An 18,890-nucleotide genomic window follows, 5' to 3' on the forward strand; every position below is an offset into this window, starting at 1 on the left:
GTCAGGCCTCCAAGGTCGTGGCAAGGGGCGCGACGGGGTTGAACGCTTCGTTGAGGAGCGAGAGCGTTGCGGCCTCGGATAGGCATACGGCGGACACACCGGCGGAGCCGAGCAGTGCGTCTGCGTCCTCGATACGGCGGTGAAGGCGCGATGCGGCGTTCTTGGAGCGTTCATGGACGGCGAGGGCGACCTCACGGTTCAAGAGGTGCCCGTCGGTCGCCAGGTCGGCGAGGAACGCGACGTGTTCGCGGGCAGCACAGCGAACGCTCTCGTTCGGGTGGCCGGCAGCCTGGTCACGAATCGAGTCGCTGAAGGCTGACAGATCTGTCGGCCGGGTTCGGACGGTGATCGCGACGCTGCCGGTCAGGCTGTTCAGCCAGCGCGCGAATCCGGCCAGGATGACGGCTTGCTCGCGCTGGGACCTAAGGGACAGGTTCACGGTCGTGCATTCGGCGAGTGCAGTGACTCCATCAGGACCCAAATCCAGCACCCCAGCGTCAGTCACCTCATGCACTGGCGAGGCGTACTCCGAAACGCGCGGCCCTCGCTCCCGGAAGAGCTTCGCGGGCACCTGGGGAAGGCCTTCCGGCGCCAACACCTGTCGCTTCGGCGTTCTCGTGAAGCGAAGCCATGCGGCCAGCAGCCGGTCCAGCGGGACACCGTCGCGCGACATTGTCACCACGCCGGCTGTCGCAAGCAATGCCAAGACGGCGAAGGCCAGGTAGACAGTCGGCGGAACTGCGCACTGGCAGGCTTGGTACCCGAGCCAGAGCGCCACGGTGACGGTACCGAGCACCGCGGCCTGGCGAGCAGTGAGTCCTGCGACGACCTTGTCAGGCTGGTCGACATCAGCTGGGATGCGCACAATCGGGATCGCGTCGTCATCGATGCTGTCTGCCACGTTCTCGGACTCCTTGCGTCGTTGGTGGCTTCGGGACTCGTCGCGGAGGCTCGGGAACCGAGAAGAGTGGGGCTTGCTCGCCACGAGCGGGCGGGTTCGCGACCGTGGCGCGGTGCCGCTGGTCAAGGCGGGTGCTGCGTCCCGGCGGCAGAGCCAGTGGCCGGCGCATCGGCCCGGGCGGCGGCAGCGGCGCCGGGGCTGGCGGGCGCGGATTTGGGGGTGCGCCGCTTGGCGGCATGTCGGGCGGTGGTTCCTGGGTGACGGTCATGGTGGGTGGCTTGGGGCGCCACCCTCCCGAACCGCTTCCGCCTCCGCCGGGGCGTGGGCCAATGAACGGCCTGACGGCGCCTCCGGCGGGAGGAGGCCCCGATCGGGATGGCGATGGCCCCGTTCCGCCACGCCCCGGCAGCCGGAAGCCGTGACGCATCAAGCCCCAGGTCTTGTAGTAGAGGAACGCGCGGGCCATGCGGCCAACCGGGCTGGTGTGGAACGGCGAGCGTCCCAGCACGACGCGCTGCACCCATCCTGGGATCTTCAGCAGGACGATGAAGAGGCACAAGCAAATCAGCAAATCGAGGAGGCCACCGCCAGTGGGCAGCCCGAAGACGTTGGTCGCCTGCGGATCGAAGAAGATCTGGATGCTCGTGATCAGCACCAACGCCTGCAACACCTGGATCGCGATGCACCCGAAGATCGCTCGCCACCACAGCTTGGCGACGCCCTCAGTCCACGGCAGGGCGTGACAAGCGAACGCCAGCGGCGAGCCGGCGGTCAGCACAATGAGCACAGCCGAGCGGATCAGGCATGTGATCAGCAGCGCGACGCCGAGAACAGCGATCGCCAGGCCGATGAGCATCAAGAACAGGTTGCCTGCGCCAGGTAGCAGTACCTGGTCCGTCAGCGTCGATGTCAGCGCGTTGCCCACGCCCTGGGCAGAGACCGGACCGGTCAGGAGCGTCGCCGACAACGCGTTTCCGATACCGATGAGCTGGTTGATCAGCCACAGCGAGGCGTTGGACGCGATCATGCCGATGACCAGCCGCGGGATGATCTCTTTGACCGCGTATCGGGACTGGACGGTTTCGTGGCCCATCACGGTCAGCCCACCCACCAGGATGAAGAGCACGTAGACGGTGTTTGCCGTGATGAGGACGCCGTCCCAGATCTGGCTGATGCGACCGTCGGTAAGGTTCGGCGAGGCCAGAAGCGTGGTCCCGAGCAACTTCAGCACGGGATCGAGGGCCTGCTTGACCAGGTGACCGAACCAGGTGTCGATCGCCTTCTCGATCTGGCCCGGGATGTCGAAGAGACCGGGGTCCTGCTTGTCGGGCTCGTCCTGGCCCGGGATCGGCCCACCTGGAGCAGGAACCGATGAGCCCGGGCCGAACCCGGGCCCGTAGATCCCCGGCAGCGGCGACGGCATCACTGGCGAAGGTGCTGGCGGTCCCGGCGCCGGATCCGCAGCAGCGGACCCGACACCGGACAGCAGAAGCGCGACAAGCACCGCAACGACCAAGACAACTGGTCGGCCCATTGCTGCCGTACGCCGCGTGATCGGAGACATGCCGGTCAACGGGCCCCAACGAGCCCTTGAAGCACGGTCACCAGCGTCGGCGCCAGCATCGCGAGCCCGTAGCCGAACATCGCAGACTTCAGCGCCCGCTTAGCCTTCTCGACCTCGCTCGGGTCACCGCCGGCCATCACGTAGCGAAGCCCGCCGATCGTGACGAACATGGTCGCCACCGCCGCCAGGATCCCGACGACCCACCCAGTGATGTTGCCGACAACCTGGGGAAGCGTTGCCGCGGCTTCGTACGAGACAGTCGCCGCCGAAGCCCGCGTACACGCGAAGATCATCAGTACCGCCGAGACGACCAGCAGCAGCGCGGCGCGGCGTCGGTGATGGACTGCGCTCGGACGGCGGTAGCCGTGGCGTGGACGGGTCTGGGGAGTCAGGGTCATGGAGATCGTCCTTCGTCAGATCCGCGCTAGGCGGCGAGGTCCCCGGGCGGTTCCTCGACGCAAGAAGTCCGGCTCGAAGACTCAGAACTGTCCGACGTGCTTCCGGCTTCACTCTTTCGGCCCTGTTTGAAGGCCCTGCGGGAGCTGGCCGTGGTCCCAGTGAGGTGCGCCGCGACGCGCATCTCGGCCTTTCGCAGCCGCAGCAGGGCCGCGTTCGGACTGATCCCCAGCAGCTCGGCGACGTCCCCGAGCGGACGCCGGTCCAAACGCACCGCAGAGATCAGACCCGCTTCGACCTCGGTAATCACGTTCTCGGAGACGAGCCTGACCAGAACAAAATCCGGATGGCCGGCCTCGGACTCGACGTGAGCATTCATGGTCGCGGCTGCGACAGCCTTTGCCGCAAGAACTTCGGCATAGGCCGACCGCCGGACGGCACGGTACGTCGACCAGTACATCCGCGTCAGGATCGCCGGCCGATCGACGTCGACCGCACGCAGTGCCTCCAAGAACGCAGTCACGACTTCGGCGCACAAGTCCTCGTAACTCGTGTCGGCATAGTCGCGGGCGAACTGCTTTGCCAGGTTTGCCAGGCCCGGCAATGCCATGCCGAGGGCGACCGTCTTCCAGATATCGCCGCGTGAACGTGTGCCCTCGACGATCTCGCACCAGATCAGATCGCGAGTCGCAGGAGAGGTAGCGCGGGCGAGAAGCAGGCCCTTGACCTCATCCAGGAGGTAATCCCGATCTTCACCGAATGCACGCCCGCCCACGAGAACAGGAAGAGCCACGAGCGAATCGAACTCGCGCGAGGCTTCCGCGAGAACTGTGATACCCGTCATTTCGTTGACCTCCGTGGTCGCCGGAAAGGTGATTGCCTTTCCAGGTACGACCACCGCGATCAAATATCTGTCGCGAGAAAGTGACGGACGCAAGCGCCTACCGTCAATTTCCTACGCGCTGACGACCAGCGTCGACGAGCAAAGTCCGACCACCAAGAGCTCGGCCGATCGCGTAGACCTGGCCATTTCACGCTGGTGGCCCGCTGCCAGGAACACGGCCCAGCGTCAACTTAAGACGTCTGGGATTCACTCGTCCGCCCGATCGTGACCTAGCCATCCACACCACCGCGCCAGATCGATGATCACGCTTCGAGAGCGTTTTTCACGCCCGTTTCACGCAGCCGTGAGCGGCCAGTGGAGTGAAACAGGACGAGCCCAGACAGTTTCATGCCGTGAAACCGGACTTCGGAAGCGATCGGAACACCATCCGCCTCGCCCGAAGGACAACTGCATATGCGACCGCACGCCAGCCGTCAAAGGTCCGTCGCCACCCTCGCTCGACAGACCATCACGACCTACACCGACCAGGACAGCCTGCTTCTCGATCCGATCTGCGGCTCCGGCGACATCCTGGTCGAGGCCGTACGCGCCGGCCGCATGGCCATCGGCGTCGAGCACGAGCCGTACTGGGTGGACATGGCGCGAACCCGCATCGAACGGGCCACGGATTCAGGTCGCGAAGGATTCGCAGCAGTAGTGAACGGCAGTGTCGACACGCTCGTCAGGATGCTGGCTGACGAAGGCCGCCCCGACCAGGCCTCGATGGTGCTGACGGCGCCTCAAACCGGAACGACGCTGCGCGCCGACGACGAGGGCACCACTTCGAACCTCGCCGAGTTCATCGCGGGTTCAGTCTCGTCCGTGTCTCGCTGCACTCAGGTGACAGCGGCGCAGAGTCTTTATGGCGTCATCTGCTGGCCGGTCCCAAGCGTCGACATCCCCTGGGCGATCGAAGAAGTCTTCACCGCTGTCGGATTCACGCTGGTTGACCGCCAGACCGTCCATAGCACATCTGTCAGCCTCTTGCTATTCAGCCGAGGAGATTCGATCCGAGAAATGCCGGATGAGGGGAATATCGGCAGCAATCGTAGCCGCCGCCAATGACGGAGTCCTACGGTCGAGATCAATTCAAACGCGCCGATCCTCCGCAAATCATCTTCCACGTGGAAGTAGTAACCGGCGCACTCGCCGACGCACTCCGGCGAGATCAGGCACAAGTAGTAATGGAGGTGCTGACGTGGGCAGCTTCGGAGCAGGCAAAAAGGGAGGCGGCCCCCCACCGAGCTGGTTGATGCGTGCGGGGAAGTCGGCTGACGCCGGCACAGGCCCACCGACGACACCAGCAGTCACCCGAATCGCGTTCCTCGGCCGTACCTCGACCGAGGACCAGCAGGACCCCACGATCTCGATTCCCCGACAGCTCCGGAACTGTCTGAATGCGCTGCCTGACGGTCCGGTGATCGTGGCCTACTTCTACGACATCGAATCCGGGCGCAAGGATCTCAGCGAACGCGGGCGCGGCCGCGGTCACGAGCTCATGGCCATCCCGGTCCCCCGCGACGGCGGTATCCAAGACCTCCTCGCCGAGGCCGAAGGCGGCCAGGCCCGCTTCGACGCTGTGATCTGCGAAAGTGTCGAGCGCATCGCCCGCCGTACCTACTACGGCACCCTCATCGAACACCGCCTGGAACGCGCCGGGGTCCCACTGCTGGCCTCCGATGAGCCGATTGTGCTGACGGGGCGAACCGCGCGCAGCGCGACGCAGGTACTGACCCGTCGGGTGAAGCAGGGCGTTGCCGAGTGGTACGTCCTGGACATGTTGGAGAAGTCGTGGGGCGGTTTCGAGGAGCACACTCGCCAGGGCTTCAACGTCGGCAAGCCGCCGTACGGCTATATCGCAGTCAAGATCCCGCACCCGGTACCGGCAAAACGTGCCGAGGGCAAGTACAAGAGCCGACTGGCTCCGGACCCGGTGCGCGGACCAGCTGTGGAGCAGATCTTCAGGTGGCGTGCGATCGACCGGATGACCCACGAACAGATCACGTCGCACCTGAACGCCGACCTCGTCCGGTATCCGCCTCCCGAACCGCCGGACCCCTCGCGTGCACTCGGGTACTGGACCAGACAAGCCGTCCGCGACATCCTTAAGAACCCGAAGTACACCGGCCACATGGTGTGGAACCGTCGCGCGACCAAGAGCGGCGGCGGCAAGCACAACCCTCCCAGCGAGTGGATCTGGTCCGCCGAGCCGACGCATCCAGCGCTGATCGACGTGGAACTGTTCGTGGTCGCGGCCGAGGAGACGCCGTACCCGAAGCGGACCCGCGGCGGCGCCGGCCCGAACAAGAACCACCCGGACACCGCCCACACCTATGCACTACGAACACACATGGTCTGCGCCCTCTGCGAGCACGCGATGTTCGGCAAGCACCGCCACGGCGTCCCGTACTACTGCTGCAACCCGTCCCGGCATCTCAGGCCTGAAGGCCATCCGGCAACGCTCTACGTTCGCGAAGACAGGATCCTCGACGGCGTGAACCGCTTCTTCCTGGCCCGGGTGTTCGGCGACGAGCGCGAGTCCCTGCTGTATGCCCTCACCGATCATCAAGCCGCATCAGCAGCGGCAGACCAGGAGCACCGCGCCAAAGAGTTGGAAGCGGCCATCGCGGACGTCGACAAACGCCGCTCGCGGCAGGTACGCGCGCTCGAACTCTCCGACGACGACGAAGGCTTCATCCGCGAGATCCGCTGCCGTGTAGCTGAGCTGGGCACCGAGCGGGCACGTCTGGTCGCGTCCCTCGAAACCTTGAACGCGGAACGCCCGCCGACAGTAGACCCGACCCTGATCCGAGCGCTGCCCATGGGACAGATCAATCTCGCGGGTCTGGATCACGAACTGCGGTTCAAGCTGTTCAGGCTGTTCCGCCTGGAGGTCCGCTACAACAAGCTCAGCAACCGCGCGCACTGCACGATCACACTCACGCCCGAGGCCCTGCCCACACTTCAGAGTGAACTTTCGGCCTCAGGATTCGTCGTGCCACCGGAATGCATGTATCCAGAAAAGCGAAAAGGCACAGACCGGAATAATTCCTCATCTGTGCCCATCCTGACGGTGCCCCCGGTGGGGCACGCTACAAACCCCCCGGGTGTCGACCTGCGGTTTCACGGTGGCGGGCATTTCGAATTCCACGAACGCTACGTCGTCTAAGCGTCAGGTAGACTGATGGCTCTCGAAGCCTTGACCGATTTCAGAACATCGTGGATCCGACCTGCGACGCACCGGCTGCAACGTGATCGCGACCATGATCGTCCTGCGTATGGCTCGCGCCCTGTGGGAGTCTTCGCTCCCCGGGTATGGGCGACGTATTCGCAATCAGTTGCTCAAGGAGTCGCCTCAGACGCCGTCGGCGATCTTACGGTACGGGCCATGAGGATGAGTCCGTCGAAGTCTGTCGGTGTCCAGCGGTCGCGGCCAGCGGTGCGTATGGCCCAGCGTTGTTCGTTGTTGGCGTTTTCGATCATGATGGCTTGGCCGGTCCCGATTCGGTCGGCCACCAGGGGCCAAATTCGGTCACGGACCCGGCGGCTGACACGGCCGACGAAGACTCCTGCGGCGACTTCGACCATCCATCGGGTCAGGTGACCACGTAATCCTTCGGGGGCTGCAATTAGAACTACGACCGTCATCACGTGCCACCTTCCGTTGTGGTGAGTTCCGGCCCAGATACGACGAGGTTCATGCCGACTGCTTCGTTGATCTCTTCGGGCGGGTCACCAGCCCAGTTGGTACCGCCTGCAACGACGGCGTCACCGTCGGACCACAGTTGCGAGAGGTCTTCATCGGATGCGTCATCGCCGGCAGGCAAGAGCAGGGTCTTGACGTCGTGGACGATCGTCGCCAACAGTCCGCCGTCCGTGATCCTGTCTCGAAGCGCTATTCGGGCGTCGCGTTCGCTTGTCCGGCCGGCTGCGGTGAGTTCGAACGCCAGGGGGATTGTGTAGTCGGCCTTGTACAGGTCAGCGATATCCAGAACGAAGGAGATCGCCGATCCTGTGTGTACGAATCCGAGTGCTGGGCTGGCGCCGATGGCCATGATGACCGCGTGGCAGATCCCGTACAGAGCCGCGTTTGCGGCGGACAGGACGCGATTGGCGTCGTCGCCAGCGGCAAAGGCGTCGCCAGGCTTGTAGTCGCGGCGCTGCCAGGCAACGCCGGTGCGCTGCGAATTGGCCTGGTAGAGGCGTTTAACGCGGGCACCTTCTCGCCCACGGAGTTGCTGCATGGTCAGACCACTGACGTCTTCGCCAGGAAAACGCATCGCGTACATGTTCCGGGCGACTGCAACGCGTTCTTTCGGCCGCGTGACGAGCCAGGCCTGTCGTAGTAGGAGGCGGGCCCCGCGGGCTTGACCGATGCCGGAGGCATAGAAGCGGACTCCGCCTTCGCCGACCCAACACACAGCGGTGCCGGAGTCGGCCAACAGCGCGATCGCCGCGTGAGTAATGCGTGTCCCGGGCCCGATGAGCAGAGTGGCGATCAGCGCTGCCGGTACATGGACGATGCGCTCCCTATTGATCACGATGACGGCGTTGTCGTCTCGATCAATGTGGCAGCGTTCGATGTACAAGCTGGAGACGCGTTCATCGACGCGGTGCAGGTCCTGGGGCAGTGCCTTCCACCACGGTTCAGCCATGTGCTGAGGGCGGAAGGGGTGCGAGGGTGAGCAGTCCGCATCCGTAGGCTTTGGACGGGCCGATGCCGGTGGTCATGGCGGTGCGGAGGGTTTCGGGGTCGGTGACTGTCAGGACTCCTTCGAATGTCGCGGTGGTAATGGTGATGGTGGCGGGGCTGCCCGGTTGCTTCTGGAAGCGTTTCTGGTCTCTGGCGGAGATGCGGATGTTGCGGGGCGCTTCTGCATCGGGTGCGGACAGCGGCCCGGTGCGGGCTTCGGGGATTTCGAAGCCCCAGTGCTGGCAGTGTTGGAGGAACCAGGTGAGTTGGTGGGCAGCGGTGCGGTGGGCGACGCGCTGGCCGCGGCGGCGTTCGCCGTGGGCTGGTGGCTGGTGGTTGGGGCCTGGCTTCTGGGGGTTCTTTAGGCTCTGGGTGGGGCTTGCCGCGAGGCGGAAGCCGAACTGGCGGCCTATCTGGACGTGCGCGAGAGCGGGACTGTAGTCGCGGGTGAGGACCTGTTCGGTGTCAGAGGCCGGCCAGCCGGCTTGTTCGATGATGTGGGTCCAGTCGGGGCTGGTGCGCGTCAAGACGAGCAAGTGGGGTCGGTGGGGGTTGTCGACGTCGATACGCCACAGGGGCCGGTCGGCATCGGGGTCGACGATGCCGGCGGTGATCATGCCGTGGGCGACGTGGGGGTTGGTGAGCAGGACCTGGCCGTCGCGGCGGCGGGGGTTGATCAGGATTCTGGACAGGTAGGACACGGTCACCATCCGATGAGCGCGAAGGGGTCGTGGGCAGAGGAGCTGGTTTCGTCTGTTAAGGCGTGTCCGGTGGGGACCGTGGTCCAGGTGTGGATGACGTCGCGTTCGCGGAAGCCGCGTTTGCGCGGGTGGAAGCTGATTGGGACGTCGAACACGGTGTGCCGGGTGGTGCCGGTCCCGTCTACGGTTGCGGCCTCGGCGTCGATGGTGATCGGCAAGTCGATGTTGGAATGCCGGTAGCGGGCCCTGGCCAGATCGCCAGCCTGCCACGGGGTGGTTTGCAGAGTGTGCATAAGCCCGCCTGCCTGGACGCCGATGACGAGGCGGCCAGCCGGGACGCAACTGCGGCGGCCCAGGGCCAGTGGGAAGGCCGGGTTGGTGACAGCTCGGTGCAGGGTCTCGATGGTGGCTGCGGGGCCTGCGATAGCAGCGAGAAAGACAGCGTCTTGCAGGTAGAAGCGGGTAGTGACGTGGGTGGGCTTCTTTGGTGAGGTGGGCTTCTGCACGCCGGCGGTGGTAACGGCGGCAGACAGCAATGGGACGCCGCGGTAGTCGCTGACGGTGTGGTAGTCGCGCAGCAGGCTGCCGGGCTGGTCTGTGCGTACGCCCATGTGCAGGCTGAGCAGGTCGGTGATGGGGTCTTCGCGGCGTCGGCCTTCGGCGGCGGCGAGCAAGCCCAGGATTCCGGATTTGGTGGGTGCGCTGGCGGTGTCGCGACGGTTGTTTTCGCCGGCGATTCCCCAGGATTGCAGGGGCCCGGCCAGGCGTAGGAGCAACACGTTTTGGTCGGCTGGCTGGGTGTGGCTGGTAGTCACGAGGCTTCCTTGGCGTACCAGGCGGTGGCCTCCTGCCGGATCTTCTCGCGCAACTCGGCGAAGGTCACCAGAGGGCCGAAGGCGTCAGCGAGGGCGGCCTCGGTTTTGGGGTCGGTGGTGTGGCCGGTGGCAGCCAGCAGGCGCGGGGCCTTGCACCAGTTGGCTGTCACGGCCTTGTGCTCGTCGGCCAGTCGGTACATGGAAGCCTCGGCGATGCCGTCGGCGGTGCGGACGGGGCGTTCGAAAGCGGAGACGAGGTTGACCGGCTGGTCTTCGCGCAAGGAGGCGATGACCAGGTGGGGCAGGGTGCGGTGGGCGAATGTGTTCTGGTGGCCGGTGGGCATGGAGCGGGCGAAGGCGTCGGTGAACAGGTCCAGGGCGTCGACGGCCGCGGCGGTGTCTGCGAGGTTGTCGCGCAGCTGGTGGAGTCCGACGGTGGCGTAGCGGTAGAGCGTGGCGGAGTTGAACTCGACCGTGCCGATCATGCCGGCGCCGGACTCGTCCGCAGCGTTTTCGTCATCGACGGCGGTGAAGTAGTCGAATTCGACGGCTGCGGCGTGGGTGGACAGGGCGTGGGCGACCTGGACGGCGGCATCGACGTTCAGGCCCTTCACATCGGCGACCATGCGGCCGAACAAGGCCACGTCCAGCGGGTGTCCACTGCCAAGTTGTTCCTTGACCGGCAGGTCTTTCACAGCTTCGGCCAGCGCGTCCCCTTGCAGGGCTGCTAGCTCGCTGATGCGGTCGGCAACCAGATCGGCGATGGCGTCCAGCTGCTGGTAGCCGAAGAACAGCAGGTAGCTGGTGTCACCCTTCTTGGCGCCGGCTTTTATGCCGAGTTGGCTCACTAGTGCCTCGGACAGGTTGGTGGCCGCGGGATCCGGCAGGTTGAACTTGGCCGCCAGGCGGTTGGCGAGCAGTGCCTGCATCCTTTTGGTGCGGGTGGCCTGGTCTGCCTTCGGCAGCTCGTCTGCGAAGATCTGCCGGGTCGCCCGCTTCCAGGACTGGGAGGAGACACGGCTGCGTCGGACGCCGCCGTAGATGGCGCTCTTCGGGCTGCCGGTGTCGTCCCGGTTCAGGTTCGCCGGCGGGACCGTCTGGAGAATGTGGACGTCGAGATACAGGCGAGAGGACACGCTGTGCTCCTTGGTGAAATGGCGGTCGGAGAGCTTCAGGGATTCGAATCGGCCGCGCCGTCGGCGTCTTGCTCTGGCGCGTCGGAGTCGGATGTGGCTTTGGCACCGGACCAGAGGTAGTACTGGCTGCCCCAGGCGCGCCGGATTCGGGGGCGTTGTTCGGGGCGGTGCCAGTCGTGCAGGTCCTGGACCAGTTGGTTGTAGTCCAACGGCTGGGCGACGGTGCGCAGCTGGCTGATGAGGTGGCGCAGATGCTCGATAAGTTCGGTGACATCACCGGCGGTGGCCATGCGGTTAACCCGCCGATCAACCGCGTCCTCGGAGAACTTGTCGGCCTTCTTCAGCTGGTGAAGTGCCTTGCCGAGCGTCATGCCGGACTTGTGCATGCGGGTGTTCTGGGACTGCTGGTGAAGACTGAAGATCACCAGGGTGGCGTGCTCAGCGCTCAGAGCCGGGTGCGGCTCCAGGTTCTGCTGACTCGGGTTGGGGACCACGACTCGGTAGTGCTGCCACATGCCCGGGACATCGCCTGGGGCCTTGTTCGCCCCCTTACGTATAGCAGCCAGGTCTGCTCCAGCGCTCCTACTGGTGGGGTCGAAGCTCTCCCAGAACCATCTGCCGCGGTGTTCAAGGGTCGTCACGGCTCTTCTTCCTCCTTCGTCGGCGGCGCGGCCAACGGCAGCGTCTTGTTGATCTCGCGCCGAAACCCTGCCTCAGCGGTCGAGCTGCGGTAGGTCTTGGCGACGCTGGCCTTGCCAGGGCGAGGCTTGGGCGCGATGGTTCGGCCGGCGAACGCCTCGGGAGGCGCGGCGTCGAGAAGCTCGGTCCCGACACGCAGTGCCGCAGCGCGGGCCACCTGCTGCCAGGCCCGGACGCCGGCCGCGATCGCTTCGGCGTCGTCAGCGTGGCATTGGATCCCCGCCAGGACTCGACGAACGGGCACGTTCAAGGCATACAACAGTCGGTCTCCGGGGTGCTCGCCGGAATCCCAGGGAAGCGGTTGGCCTCCGCAGGCCCGGCGCAGGTCCGCCCCGAGCCGGTCGACGGCTCGCGCCAGGCGCCCGGCCTGCTCGGCGATCTGCAGAACTTCGTAGCGGACCTGGGTGTCGGTCAGCAGAGCCGCGACCGGCAGCGGGATCTGGTCGATGGCGATGTCTTCGATGACGGCAGACTGGACACCGTATTCGACCGCGACGGTGCGGATCTGGAGCGGGTAGGCCACGTCGATACATTCATCGACGCGCAGCCGGGCAAGTTGTGTCAGCATCCCGCTGGTGGCGACCTCGTCGTTACCGGGGTCAACGGCGAGTAGCGCGGCCAGGCCCTGCCAGGCCGTCTGGCCGGGGCGGTGGCGGCGAGGCCGCCACGTGGGTTCGCCAGCCTTGGGCTTGGCCTCACGACGCCAAAGGGTGTGCGGCTCGAACTCGGGGACAGCCAACATGCGGTCGCCCGCGGCGACCACCACCTGCGAGACGCCGATCCCGTCAATGCCCTGCTGCGGGATCAGGCGGACGCGGCGTGAGGGCCAGGTGAACAGGTCCAGGATTCCCGTCGCCGGCCGGGGGTTCCATTGGGCGGTGGCCGGCTCGCGCTCCCACACCGGGACATCGCCCTTCCGTATCGGGGCGATGGGGGCGTTGAGCTGAAGCGTGTCGTACAGGGTGCTGCCGACGGGGTAGGTCAGGCCCAGTCGGCCAAGCGGCCCGGTCGGATTCCCGGTGGTCTTGCCGCCTTTGACCTTGTCGTCGCCGACGGCCCCGGTCTTGATGGCCGCAGTGTCCCAGCACAGGGTGTTCAGCAGCCAGCACACTGCCTCGGCCGGGGTGAGTTCCACCTGGTCGGCTTCGGTTGTCGCTGCGAACAACGGAACGTTGTTCCCGCTGGGCAGCTTGGCGATCAGTAACGCCGCGGATTTGGCCTGGCCGCTAGTCGCCTGCAACCTGGCCACCTGCGCGAAGGGGGCAGTCGCACTGAACAGATCAAACCGGTTGCGATGCCTATCCAGATAGTTCTCGATCTTGGTTCGCTCGGCCGGGCTGAACCCGTCGGGCTGCTCGAAGCGGTCGGCCCAGGTGTCGTGGTCACGGCACGGACCGAGCGCTGCCAGCATGACCGGGAGCAGCACTTGCCGCAGGATCGCAGGTTCCTGCATCGGCGCATCCGGCGCGAGGCCGGTGAACCGGTGGGATTCCAGCAGCGCCTGCCGGATCCCGGCCCGTATTCGCTCGTCGCCGTCGATGACGGGTATCCACGGGTCGTCGATGAGGTCGAAGCGCAAGCAGCCCACCCCCTTGTCTCAGAGCCCTGCGATGGAGCAGGGTGGCTATACACTACGCCTGAGGGAACCTGTTATGTCTAGACTTCTAGGTAACCGCTGGTGTTTTCATGTTCGCAGACCGTACTGACAACCTCCGGCGGACAAGCCGAGGGCGCTCTTGAGGGGTGGGCTGATGGGTCGGTTGAGCGATGCCTCGCCGTTGCCCGATTACCTGGCGGCCTGCGGCCTAACTCAGAACGCGATCACGGCGTTGTCAGTGCTTTGGGGCAAGTCCCCGAAGAACGCAGGCGGCCGGGCCAACCTACTGATCAGCCACCTGCTGGACACTGCGATGGTGGCGGGCTGTATGTGGGACGAACATCTACAGCCGTCAGTTCGCACCATGATGGACCGCGCCGCGCCCGGCGAGGGGCGGCGACTGTTTCAGTGGCTGTGCGCGGTGCACGACTGCGGCAAGGCCACTCCGGCTTTCCAATCGATGTGGCAGCACGGTGCAGAACGGGTACGCGAGCACGGGCTACGCTGGGATCCCCGCCAGCTGGCCGGAGCTTCCTGGCGGCACGACAAGGCCGGCGGCAAACTACTGCGCTCCATGCTCGGCGGACGCAAAGGCGGGCTGTGGAGCAAGGAGCAAGCCGACTGGGTATGGCCATTGGCGATCTCCCACCACGGCCGCTGCCACGGGCTGGAAGTGTTCGACTGCCGGGAAGCCCACGGTGATGCCCACGGCCTGGGCCCAGCTTGGAAGAAAGCACAGACCGCGGTCGTGGACGCCATCAGCGTCCTGCTCGGCTACCCGGACACGGCCGCTGTCCAGCCGTCCGCCCGACCAAGTCGAGCCGAACAGCTGGCCTTGGCCGGCTACATCGTCATGGCCGACTGGATAGCCAGCAACAAACTCTTCGAAGGCATCGACGACCTGAGCCAGATCAGCATCGCCTCGGCCCGACACAGAGCCGAGACCGCCTGGCGGAAGCTGGACATGCTCCCCGACGACCGGGACCTGTCCGATCCGGGCGCGGAGCTGTTCCCCGTCCGGTTCGGGCACGAGGCCCGTGGACTGCAACAAGCGGTGCTCGATGCAGCGAACGCCATCCCAGCCCCCGGACTCATCGTCATCGAAGCTCCGATGGGCGAAGGCAAGACCAAAGCCGCTCTCGGCGCGGCGGAAGTCCTGTCACGCCGTTTCGGCACCCACGGCCTGTTCGTCGCCATGCCCACCCAAGCCACCTGCAATCCCATGTACGACACGGTCACCGTATGGACCCGCACCTTCGGCGGCACCGAAGCCGACCGCGTCGTCCTGCTGCACGGCAAGAACATGTTCCACCCGGCCTGGAAACGTCTTCTGGACCAAGCCGGCCCCGAGCCCTCCGAAACGTTCGTCGACATCGGCATCGACGGCTGCGACGAATACGGAATGAGCCCGAGCACCGACGGCACAGCGACGAACAGTGCCACGGGCCCGGTGCAGTGGTTCCTGGGCCCCAAGCGCGGGCTGCTGGCCCGAATCGGCGTCGGCACCATCGACCAACTGCTATTTGCCGCCACCCGCACCCGGCACGTAATGCTGCGCTTCGCCGGCCTGGCCGGGAAAGTTGTGATCATCGACGAGGTCCACGCTGCCGACATCTACATGGAACAGTTCCTTGGCGAAGCCCTGTTCTGGCTCGGCCAAGCCCGCGTCCCCGTCATCCTGCTCACCGCCACCCTTGCACCCCGGCAACGGGAAACCCTGATGCGCCTCTATCTGGCAGGCGCCGCCGGGCCTGACAACTCCGAAGACATCATGCTGCCAGCCCCGTCCAGCTATCCGAGCGTGACCGCAGTCTTCGACGACCCCGCGCCGGGCCGCGGCTTGGGAGCCATCACCACCTCCAGCAAACCGTGGCGAACACCCGAACCGGTCAAAATCAGTGTCCTGCCCGAGACCGCGGAGGCAGAGCCGGGCGAAACCCTGACCGGGTACTTCGACCACAACGCGCCGCACGGAGTAGTCCTGATCATCCGCAACACCGTCGACCGCGCACAGAACACCTACACCGCATTGCACCACAAATACGGGCACGAACACGTGCGGCTCCTGCACAGCAGGCTCACCACCGGCGCCCGCGCCGACCGCACCGCTGAATGCCTCCGTCTCCTCGGACCCGACGCCGGGAAAGACCGTCCCGAGTTGTTGTTCGTCGTCGCCACCCAGATCGCCGAACAATCCTTCGACATCGACGCCGACCTACTCATCACTGACCTGGCCCCCATCGACCTGCTGCTGCAACGCATCGGCCGGCTGCACCGCTTCGAAAGCACCCCCCGCCCGCCAGGAACGACACAACCGCACGCCGTCATCACCGGCTTCGCCCCCGGCCCCGGTGGCCCGCACGCCGATCCGGGCAGCGAATACATCTACCACCCCCACCGGCTCACCCGAGCGGCAGCGCAAGTCCTCCATGCCGAAAAATCCGAAAGCGGCTGGCTGATCCCCAACCAAATCCCCGACCTCGTCGCACACGGCTACAGCGACGACAACATAGCCCCCGCAGGATGGGCAAAGTTCGCAGCCGACGCAGCCGCCGACTGGGCCGCCGACCAGGCCAGCCGCGCGGCCAAGGCCGAACCACACCTGTTGGCCAACCACACCAACCGTGAATCACCCACACTGGCCGGGCTGCACCACATGGACGCCAACCCAGCCGACGACAACGAGATCAGCAACCTGGTCCGCGACTCCGAACCCGAGATCGAAGTGCTCCTTGTCCGCCGGACACCCCACGGACTCACCACGCTGAGCGGCACACGCCTCGGGATCAACGGCGAAGCCGCCTCCGACGCCATCGACGAAGTCCTCGCCGACACGGTCCGACTACCCAGGAGAGTCGCCGCTGCCACGAAGCATCTACGACCGCTGGACGGCTGCAGCCACCCCTGGCTGCAGTACCTGAGTGTTCTAGAGCTCGACGAGCACAACGCAGTACATTTGGTCGACGGACGCAAAACCTTCCACGTCGAGTACGACCAAAAGGTCGGACTGCTGGTCAGGGCCACAAGTCAACGACGGTGACAAATCACACGTGCCCGTTCGCTCCGAGCCGTCTACCGCACGCCAGCAGGATCACACGAGGCAACAGAAGAGTCTGGCTCACCGTGGCTAAATTCGCAGTGAAGAAGAACGAACGGCCTCCCTAGAAAAGCCACAGCTCACGAAGTGTCGGCCCCGCAGGCGCGGGGATCTTCCAACCACGCGTGGGTTCAGACCGTCTCCGAGGCCGTCGGCCCCGCAGGCGCGGGGATCTTCCCCGGTGCCGCATCAGAACACGGTGATGCGGGCCGTCGGCCCCGCAGGCGCGGGGATCTTCCCGTGTGTCGCGGGCTGGTGTACCGCAGGCCGGTGTCGGCCCCGCAGGCGCGGGGATCTTCCGTGGCAGACGCGTGCGGTGCGTGCGTCGGCGAAGTCGGCCCCGCAGGCGCGGGGATCTTCCCTTGGCCATCGGTGGCTGGAACGACGCGACCGCGTCGGCCCCGCAGGCGCGGGGATCTTCCCCACACCCTGGCCGTCAATGACGCCGCCACCGCGTCGGCCCCGCAGGCGCGGGGATCTTCCCGTAGCTGATCGAGTAGTTTGGGGGCATGCTCAGTCGGCCCCGCAGGCGCGGGGATCTTCCCCTGGACACCGCCCGCCAGCTCCAGCTTCAGGTGTCGGCCCCGCAGGCGCGGGGATCTTCCCAGAAGGAGGTCGGGATGACCACTACACAACCTGTCGGCCCCGCAGGCGCGGGGATCTTCCGAACATCGACGTGATCGCGGCCTCGGCTTTCTTGTCGGCCCCGCAGGCGCGGGGATCTTCCCTCGTCGGCGTGGGCGAGAAGCCGGTGCGCCTCGTCGGCCCCGCAGGCGCGGGGATCTTCCCGCCAGCCGCGACGGCGGCGGTAACGGTTGCGGGTCGGCCCCGCAGGCGCGGGGATCTTCCCGCAGGCCGCAGCCTGGATGATGCAGGCAAAAAGTCGGCCCCGCAGGCGCGGGGATCTTCCCCCATTGGCCCCTACGACGGCTACTCGCGGAACGTCGGCCCCGCAGGCGCGGGGATCTTCCCTTGTGCATTCGGGAGGGCAGGCCCTTCCCGCGGTCGGCCCCGCAGGCGCGGGGATCTTCCCTCATGTACCACCACCCGGGGTGAGCAGGTGCGGTCGGCCCCGCAGGCGCGGGGATCTTCCTTCCGGGATAGACGCCGACCACACCGACCCGTTGTCGGCCCCGCAGGCGCGGGGATCTTCCCTGATCGTCGCGATGTGCCAGAAGGCGGACCGCGTCGGCCCCGCAGGCGCGGGGATCTTCCTCCAGCGCGGGCAAAAGCACTGCCCTTGTCGCCGTCGGCCCCGCAGGCGCGGGGATCTTCCGCGTGCCTAAGCCGAACAGGATCACGATCAGGAGTCGGCCCCGCAGGCGCGGGGATCTTCCCATGCACGACCTGAAGCGAAGGCTTGTGAAGCCGTCGGCCCCGCAGGCACGGGGATCTTCCCCTCGTTCTCGGTTCCAGCTCCGCGACCACGTTGTCGGCCCCGCAGGCACGGGGATCTTCCTGATCCGGCATCCGGCATGAGCGTGACCGAGGTGTCGGCCCCGCAGGCGCGGGGATCTTCCCCCGGATGCCGAGGCTCGCTCCGCGCACGCCCTGTCGGCCCCGCAGGCGCGGGGATCTTCCCAGGACCGACGTACGCGGGTGCTCGATCGAGGTGTCGGCCCCGCAGGCGCGGGGATCTTCCCTACGTGGCGACGGCATGGCTGTACTCAGGTCCGTCGGCCCCGCAGGCACGGGGATCTTCCGGTGCTGTGGATGGGGATCATGAAGTTCGTCAAGTCGGCCCCGCAGCCGCGGGGATCTTCCCGAGGTACAGAAGTTCACCTCCTCGATGATGGTGTCGGCCCCGCAGGCGCAGGGATCTTCCGTCGACACGTCGACATGGTTCTTCCTCATCTTGCCGCTGTGGTCGGCCCCGCAGGCGCGGGGATCTTCCCACGGAGGTGCCCGCGATGATGCTGGGAATGCCGTCGGCCCGCAGGCGCGGGGATCTTCCCTTCCCGCCGGTGTCGTTCCACAGTTCGGTCAGGTCGGCCCCGCAGGCGCGGGGGTCTTCCGTCGTAGGAGGCGACGAGTGCGAACGGGCCGGAGTCGGCCCCGCAGGCGCGGGGGTCTCCCCGTTATCGATGATGGGTTCGCCTCGGGTCGGTCGTCGGCCCCGCAGGCGCAGGGGTCTTCCGCTCGCGTTGGACGCGGCCCGGCCCCGGACCTCGTCGGCCCCGCAGGCGCGGGGGTCTTCCCGTCTCGGCGTCGATGTTATCCGGCAGCAACAGGTCGGCCCCGCAGGCGCGGGGATCTTCCGATGACTGGTCGGCTCGATGAGGCCCTGGCTCAGTCGGCCCCGCAGGCGCGGGGATCCTCCAGTGCCTTGCATAGCGAACAACACCGGTCGCGTGTCGGCCCCGCAAGCGCGGGGATCTTCCGCTGTTCTGTCTGACACGGTCCCTCGT

General features: G+C 66.3%; 14 protein-coding genes and 1 CRISPR repeat array (1 of these 15 cut by a window edge). Of the genes, 3 read left to right on the top strand and 11 right to left on the bottom strand.

Annotated features, from left to right (window positions below; all coding sequences use genetic code 11):
* Window position 1 precedes the first annotated feature (1 nt).
* The 4 genes from KGQ19_RS00495 to KGQ19_RS00510 form a co-directional block, all read right to left on the bottom strand.
* Entirely contained in the window at window positions 2-901 is a 900-nt protein-coding gene (locus KGQ19_RS00495) for a PrgI family protein (protein ID WP_212007003.1), read from the bottom strand.
* A complete protein-coding gene (locus KGQ19_RS00500) occupies window positions 882-2,324 on the bottom strand; it encodes a TrbL/VirB6 family protein (RefSeq protein ID WP_212007004.1) in 1,443 nt (480 codons plus the stop codon). Before KGQ19_RS00500 ends, KGQ19_RS00495 begins: the two co-directional genes overlap by 20 nt.
* Window positions 2,325-2,470: 146 nt before the next feature.
* Complete coding sequence (locus KGQ19_RS00505) at window positions 2,471-2,863, bottom strand: pilin (RefSeq protein ID WP_212007005.1); 393 nt, start codon at window positions 2,861-2,863, stop codon at window positions 2,471-2,473.
* A 26-nt stretch (window positions 2,864-2,889) separates the two neighbouring features.
* Window positions 2,890-3,705: a sigma-70 RNA polymerase sigma factor region 4 domain-containing protein gene (locus tag KGQ19_RS00510; protein WP_212007006.1), complete on the bottom strand. Its 816-nt coding sequence runs from the start codon at window positions 3,703-3,705 to the stop codon at window positions 2,890-2,892.
* A gap of 453 nt (window positions 3,706-4,158) precedes the next feature.
* On the opposite strand from KGQ19_RS00510, the gene KGQ19_RS00515 reads away from it, so the two are divergent.
* Window positions 4,159-4,809, top strand: a complete 651-nt coding sequence (locus tag KGQ19_RS00515; protein WP_212007007.1) for a DNA methyltransferase — start codon at window positions 4,159-4,161, stop codon at window positions 4,807-4,809.
* A gap of 133 nt (window positions 4,810-4,942) precedes the next feature.
* Entirely contained in the window at window positions 4,943-6,913 is a 1,971-nt protein-coding gene (locus KGQ19_RS00520) for a recombinase family protein (RefSeq protein ID WP_212007008.1), read from the top strand.
* 173 nt (window positions 6,914-7,086) lie between these two features.
* Here KGQ19_RS00520 and cas2e read toward each other — a convergent pair whose 3' ends face one another.
* The 7 genes from cas2e to casA are packed head-to-tail and all read right to left on the bottom strand — an operon-like array spanning window position 7,087 to window position 13,367.
* Window positions 7,087-7,392 (bottom strand): type I-E CRISPR-associated endoribonuclease Cas2e, encoded by a 306-nt coding sequence (gene cas2e, locus KGQ19_RS00525; protein WP_212007009.1) that lies wholly within the window; start codon window positions 7,390-7,392, stop codon window positions 7,087-7,089.
* Window positions 7,392-8,399: a type I-E CRISPR-associated endonuclease Cas1e gene (gene cas1e, locus KGQ19_RS00530; RefSeq protein WP_212007010.1), complete on the bottom strand. Its 1,008-nt coding sequence runs from the start codon at window positions 8,397-8,399 to the stop codon at window positions 7,392-7,394. The genes cas2e and cas1e overlap by 1 nt, the downstream gene beginning before the upstream one ends.
* Complete coding sequence (gene cas6e / locus KGQ19_RS00535; protein ID WP_368862032.1) at window positions 8,392-9,147, bottom strand: type I-E CRISPR-associated protein Cas6/Cse3/CasE; 756 nt, start codon at window positions 9,145-9,147, stop codon at window positions 8,392-8,394. The genes cas1e and cas6e overlap by 8 nt, the downstream gene beginning before the upstream one ends.
* Window positions 9,141-9,953, bottom strand: coding sequence for a type I-E CRISPR-associated protein Cas5/CasD (gene cas5e, locus KGQ19_RS00540; RefSeq protein WP_212007012.1), 813 nt, complete (start codon window positions 9,951-9,953; stop codon window positions 9,141-9,143). The genes cas6e and cas5e overlap by 7 nt, the downstream gene beginning before the upstream one ends.
* Window positions 9,950-11,089: a type I-E CRISPR-associated protein Cas7/Cse4/CasC gene (cas7e, locus tag KGQ19_RS00545; RefSeq protein WP_212007013.1), complete on the bottom strand. Its 1,140-nt coding sequence runs from the start codon at window positions 11,087-11,089 to the stop codon at window positions 9,950-9,952. The genes cas5e and cas7e overlap by 4 nt, the downstream gene beginning before the upstream one ends.
* A 35-nt stretch (window positions 11,090-11,124) precedes the next feature.
* Window positions 11,125-11,730, bottom strand: a complete 606-nt coding sequence (casB, locus tag KGQ19_RS00550) for a type I-E CRISPR-associated protein Cse2/CasB (RefSeq protein ID WP_212007014.1) — start codon at window positions 11,728-11,730, stop codon at window positions 11,125-11,127.
* Complete coding sequence (gene casA / locus KGQ19_RS00555) at window positions 11,727-13,367, bottom strand: type I-E CRISPR-associated protein Cse1/CasA (RefSeq protein WP_212007015.1); 1,641 nt, start codon at window positions 13,365-13,367, stop codon at window positions 11,727-11,729. The genes casB and casA overlap by 4 nt, the downstream gene beginning before the upstream one ends.
* A gap of 172 nt (window positions 13,368-13,539) precedes the next feature.
* Between casA and cas3 the strand changes: the two genes are divergently transcribed.
* Window positions 13,540-16,425, top strand: a complete 2,886-nt coding sequence (gene cas3 / locus KGQ19_RS00560; RefSeq protein ID WP_212007016.1) for a CRISPR-associated helicase Cas3' — start codon at window positions 13,540-13,542, stop codon at window positions 16,423-16,425.
* Window positions 16,426-16,571: 146 nt separating this feature from the next.
* Window positions 16,572-18,890: direct repeats of the CRISPR family, unit length 28 nt; unit sequence GTCGGCCCCGCAGGCGCGGGGATCTTCC; it runs 35 nt beyond the window's last position.

Source organism: Catenulispora pinistramenti (assembly GCF_018274385.1).
Taxonomy (GTDB): domain Bacteria; phylum Actinomycetota; class Actinomycetes; order Streptomycetales; family Catenulisporaceae; genus Catenulispora; species Catenulispora pinistramenti.

Excerpts from the sequence above, each read along its gene's own strand:
- cas3 (WP_212007016.1), top strand. The coding sequence starts at position 13,540 with ATGGGTCGGTTGAGCGATGCCTCGCCGTTGCCCGATTACCTGGCGGCC.
- KGQ19_RS00500 (WP_212007004.1), bottom strand. The coding sequence starts at position 2,324 with ATGCCGTCGCCGCTGCCGGGGATCTACGGGCCCGGGTTCGGCCCGGGC.
- cas6e (WP_368862032.1), bottom strand. The coding sequence starts at position 9,147 with ATGGTGACCGTGTCCTACCTGTCCAGAATCCTGATCAACCCCCGCCGC.
- KGQ19_RS00505 (WP_212007005.1), bottom strand. The coding sequence starts at position 2,863 with ATGACCCTGACTCCCCAGACCCGTCCACGCCACGGCTACCGCCGTCCG.
- cas2e (WP_212007009.1), bottom strand. The coding sequence starts at position 7,392 with ATGACGGTCGTAGTTCTAATTGCAGCCCCCGAAGGATTACGTGGTCAC.
- KGQ19_RS00515 (WP_212007007.1), top strand. The coding sequence starts at position 4,159 with ATGCGACCGCACGCCAGCCGTCAAAGGTCCGTCGCCACCCTCGCTCGA.
- cas1e (WP_212007010.1), bottom strand. The coding sequence starts at position 8,399 with ATGGCTGAACCGTGGTGGAAGGCACTGCCCCAGGACCTGCACCGCGTC.
- KGQ19_RS00510 (WP_212007006.1), bottom strand. The coding sequence starts at position 3,705 with ATGACGGGTATCACAGTTCTCGCGGAAGCCTCGCGCGAGTTCGATTCG.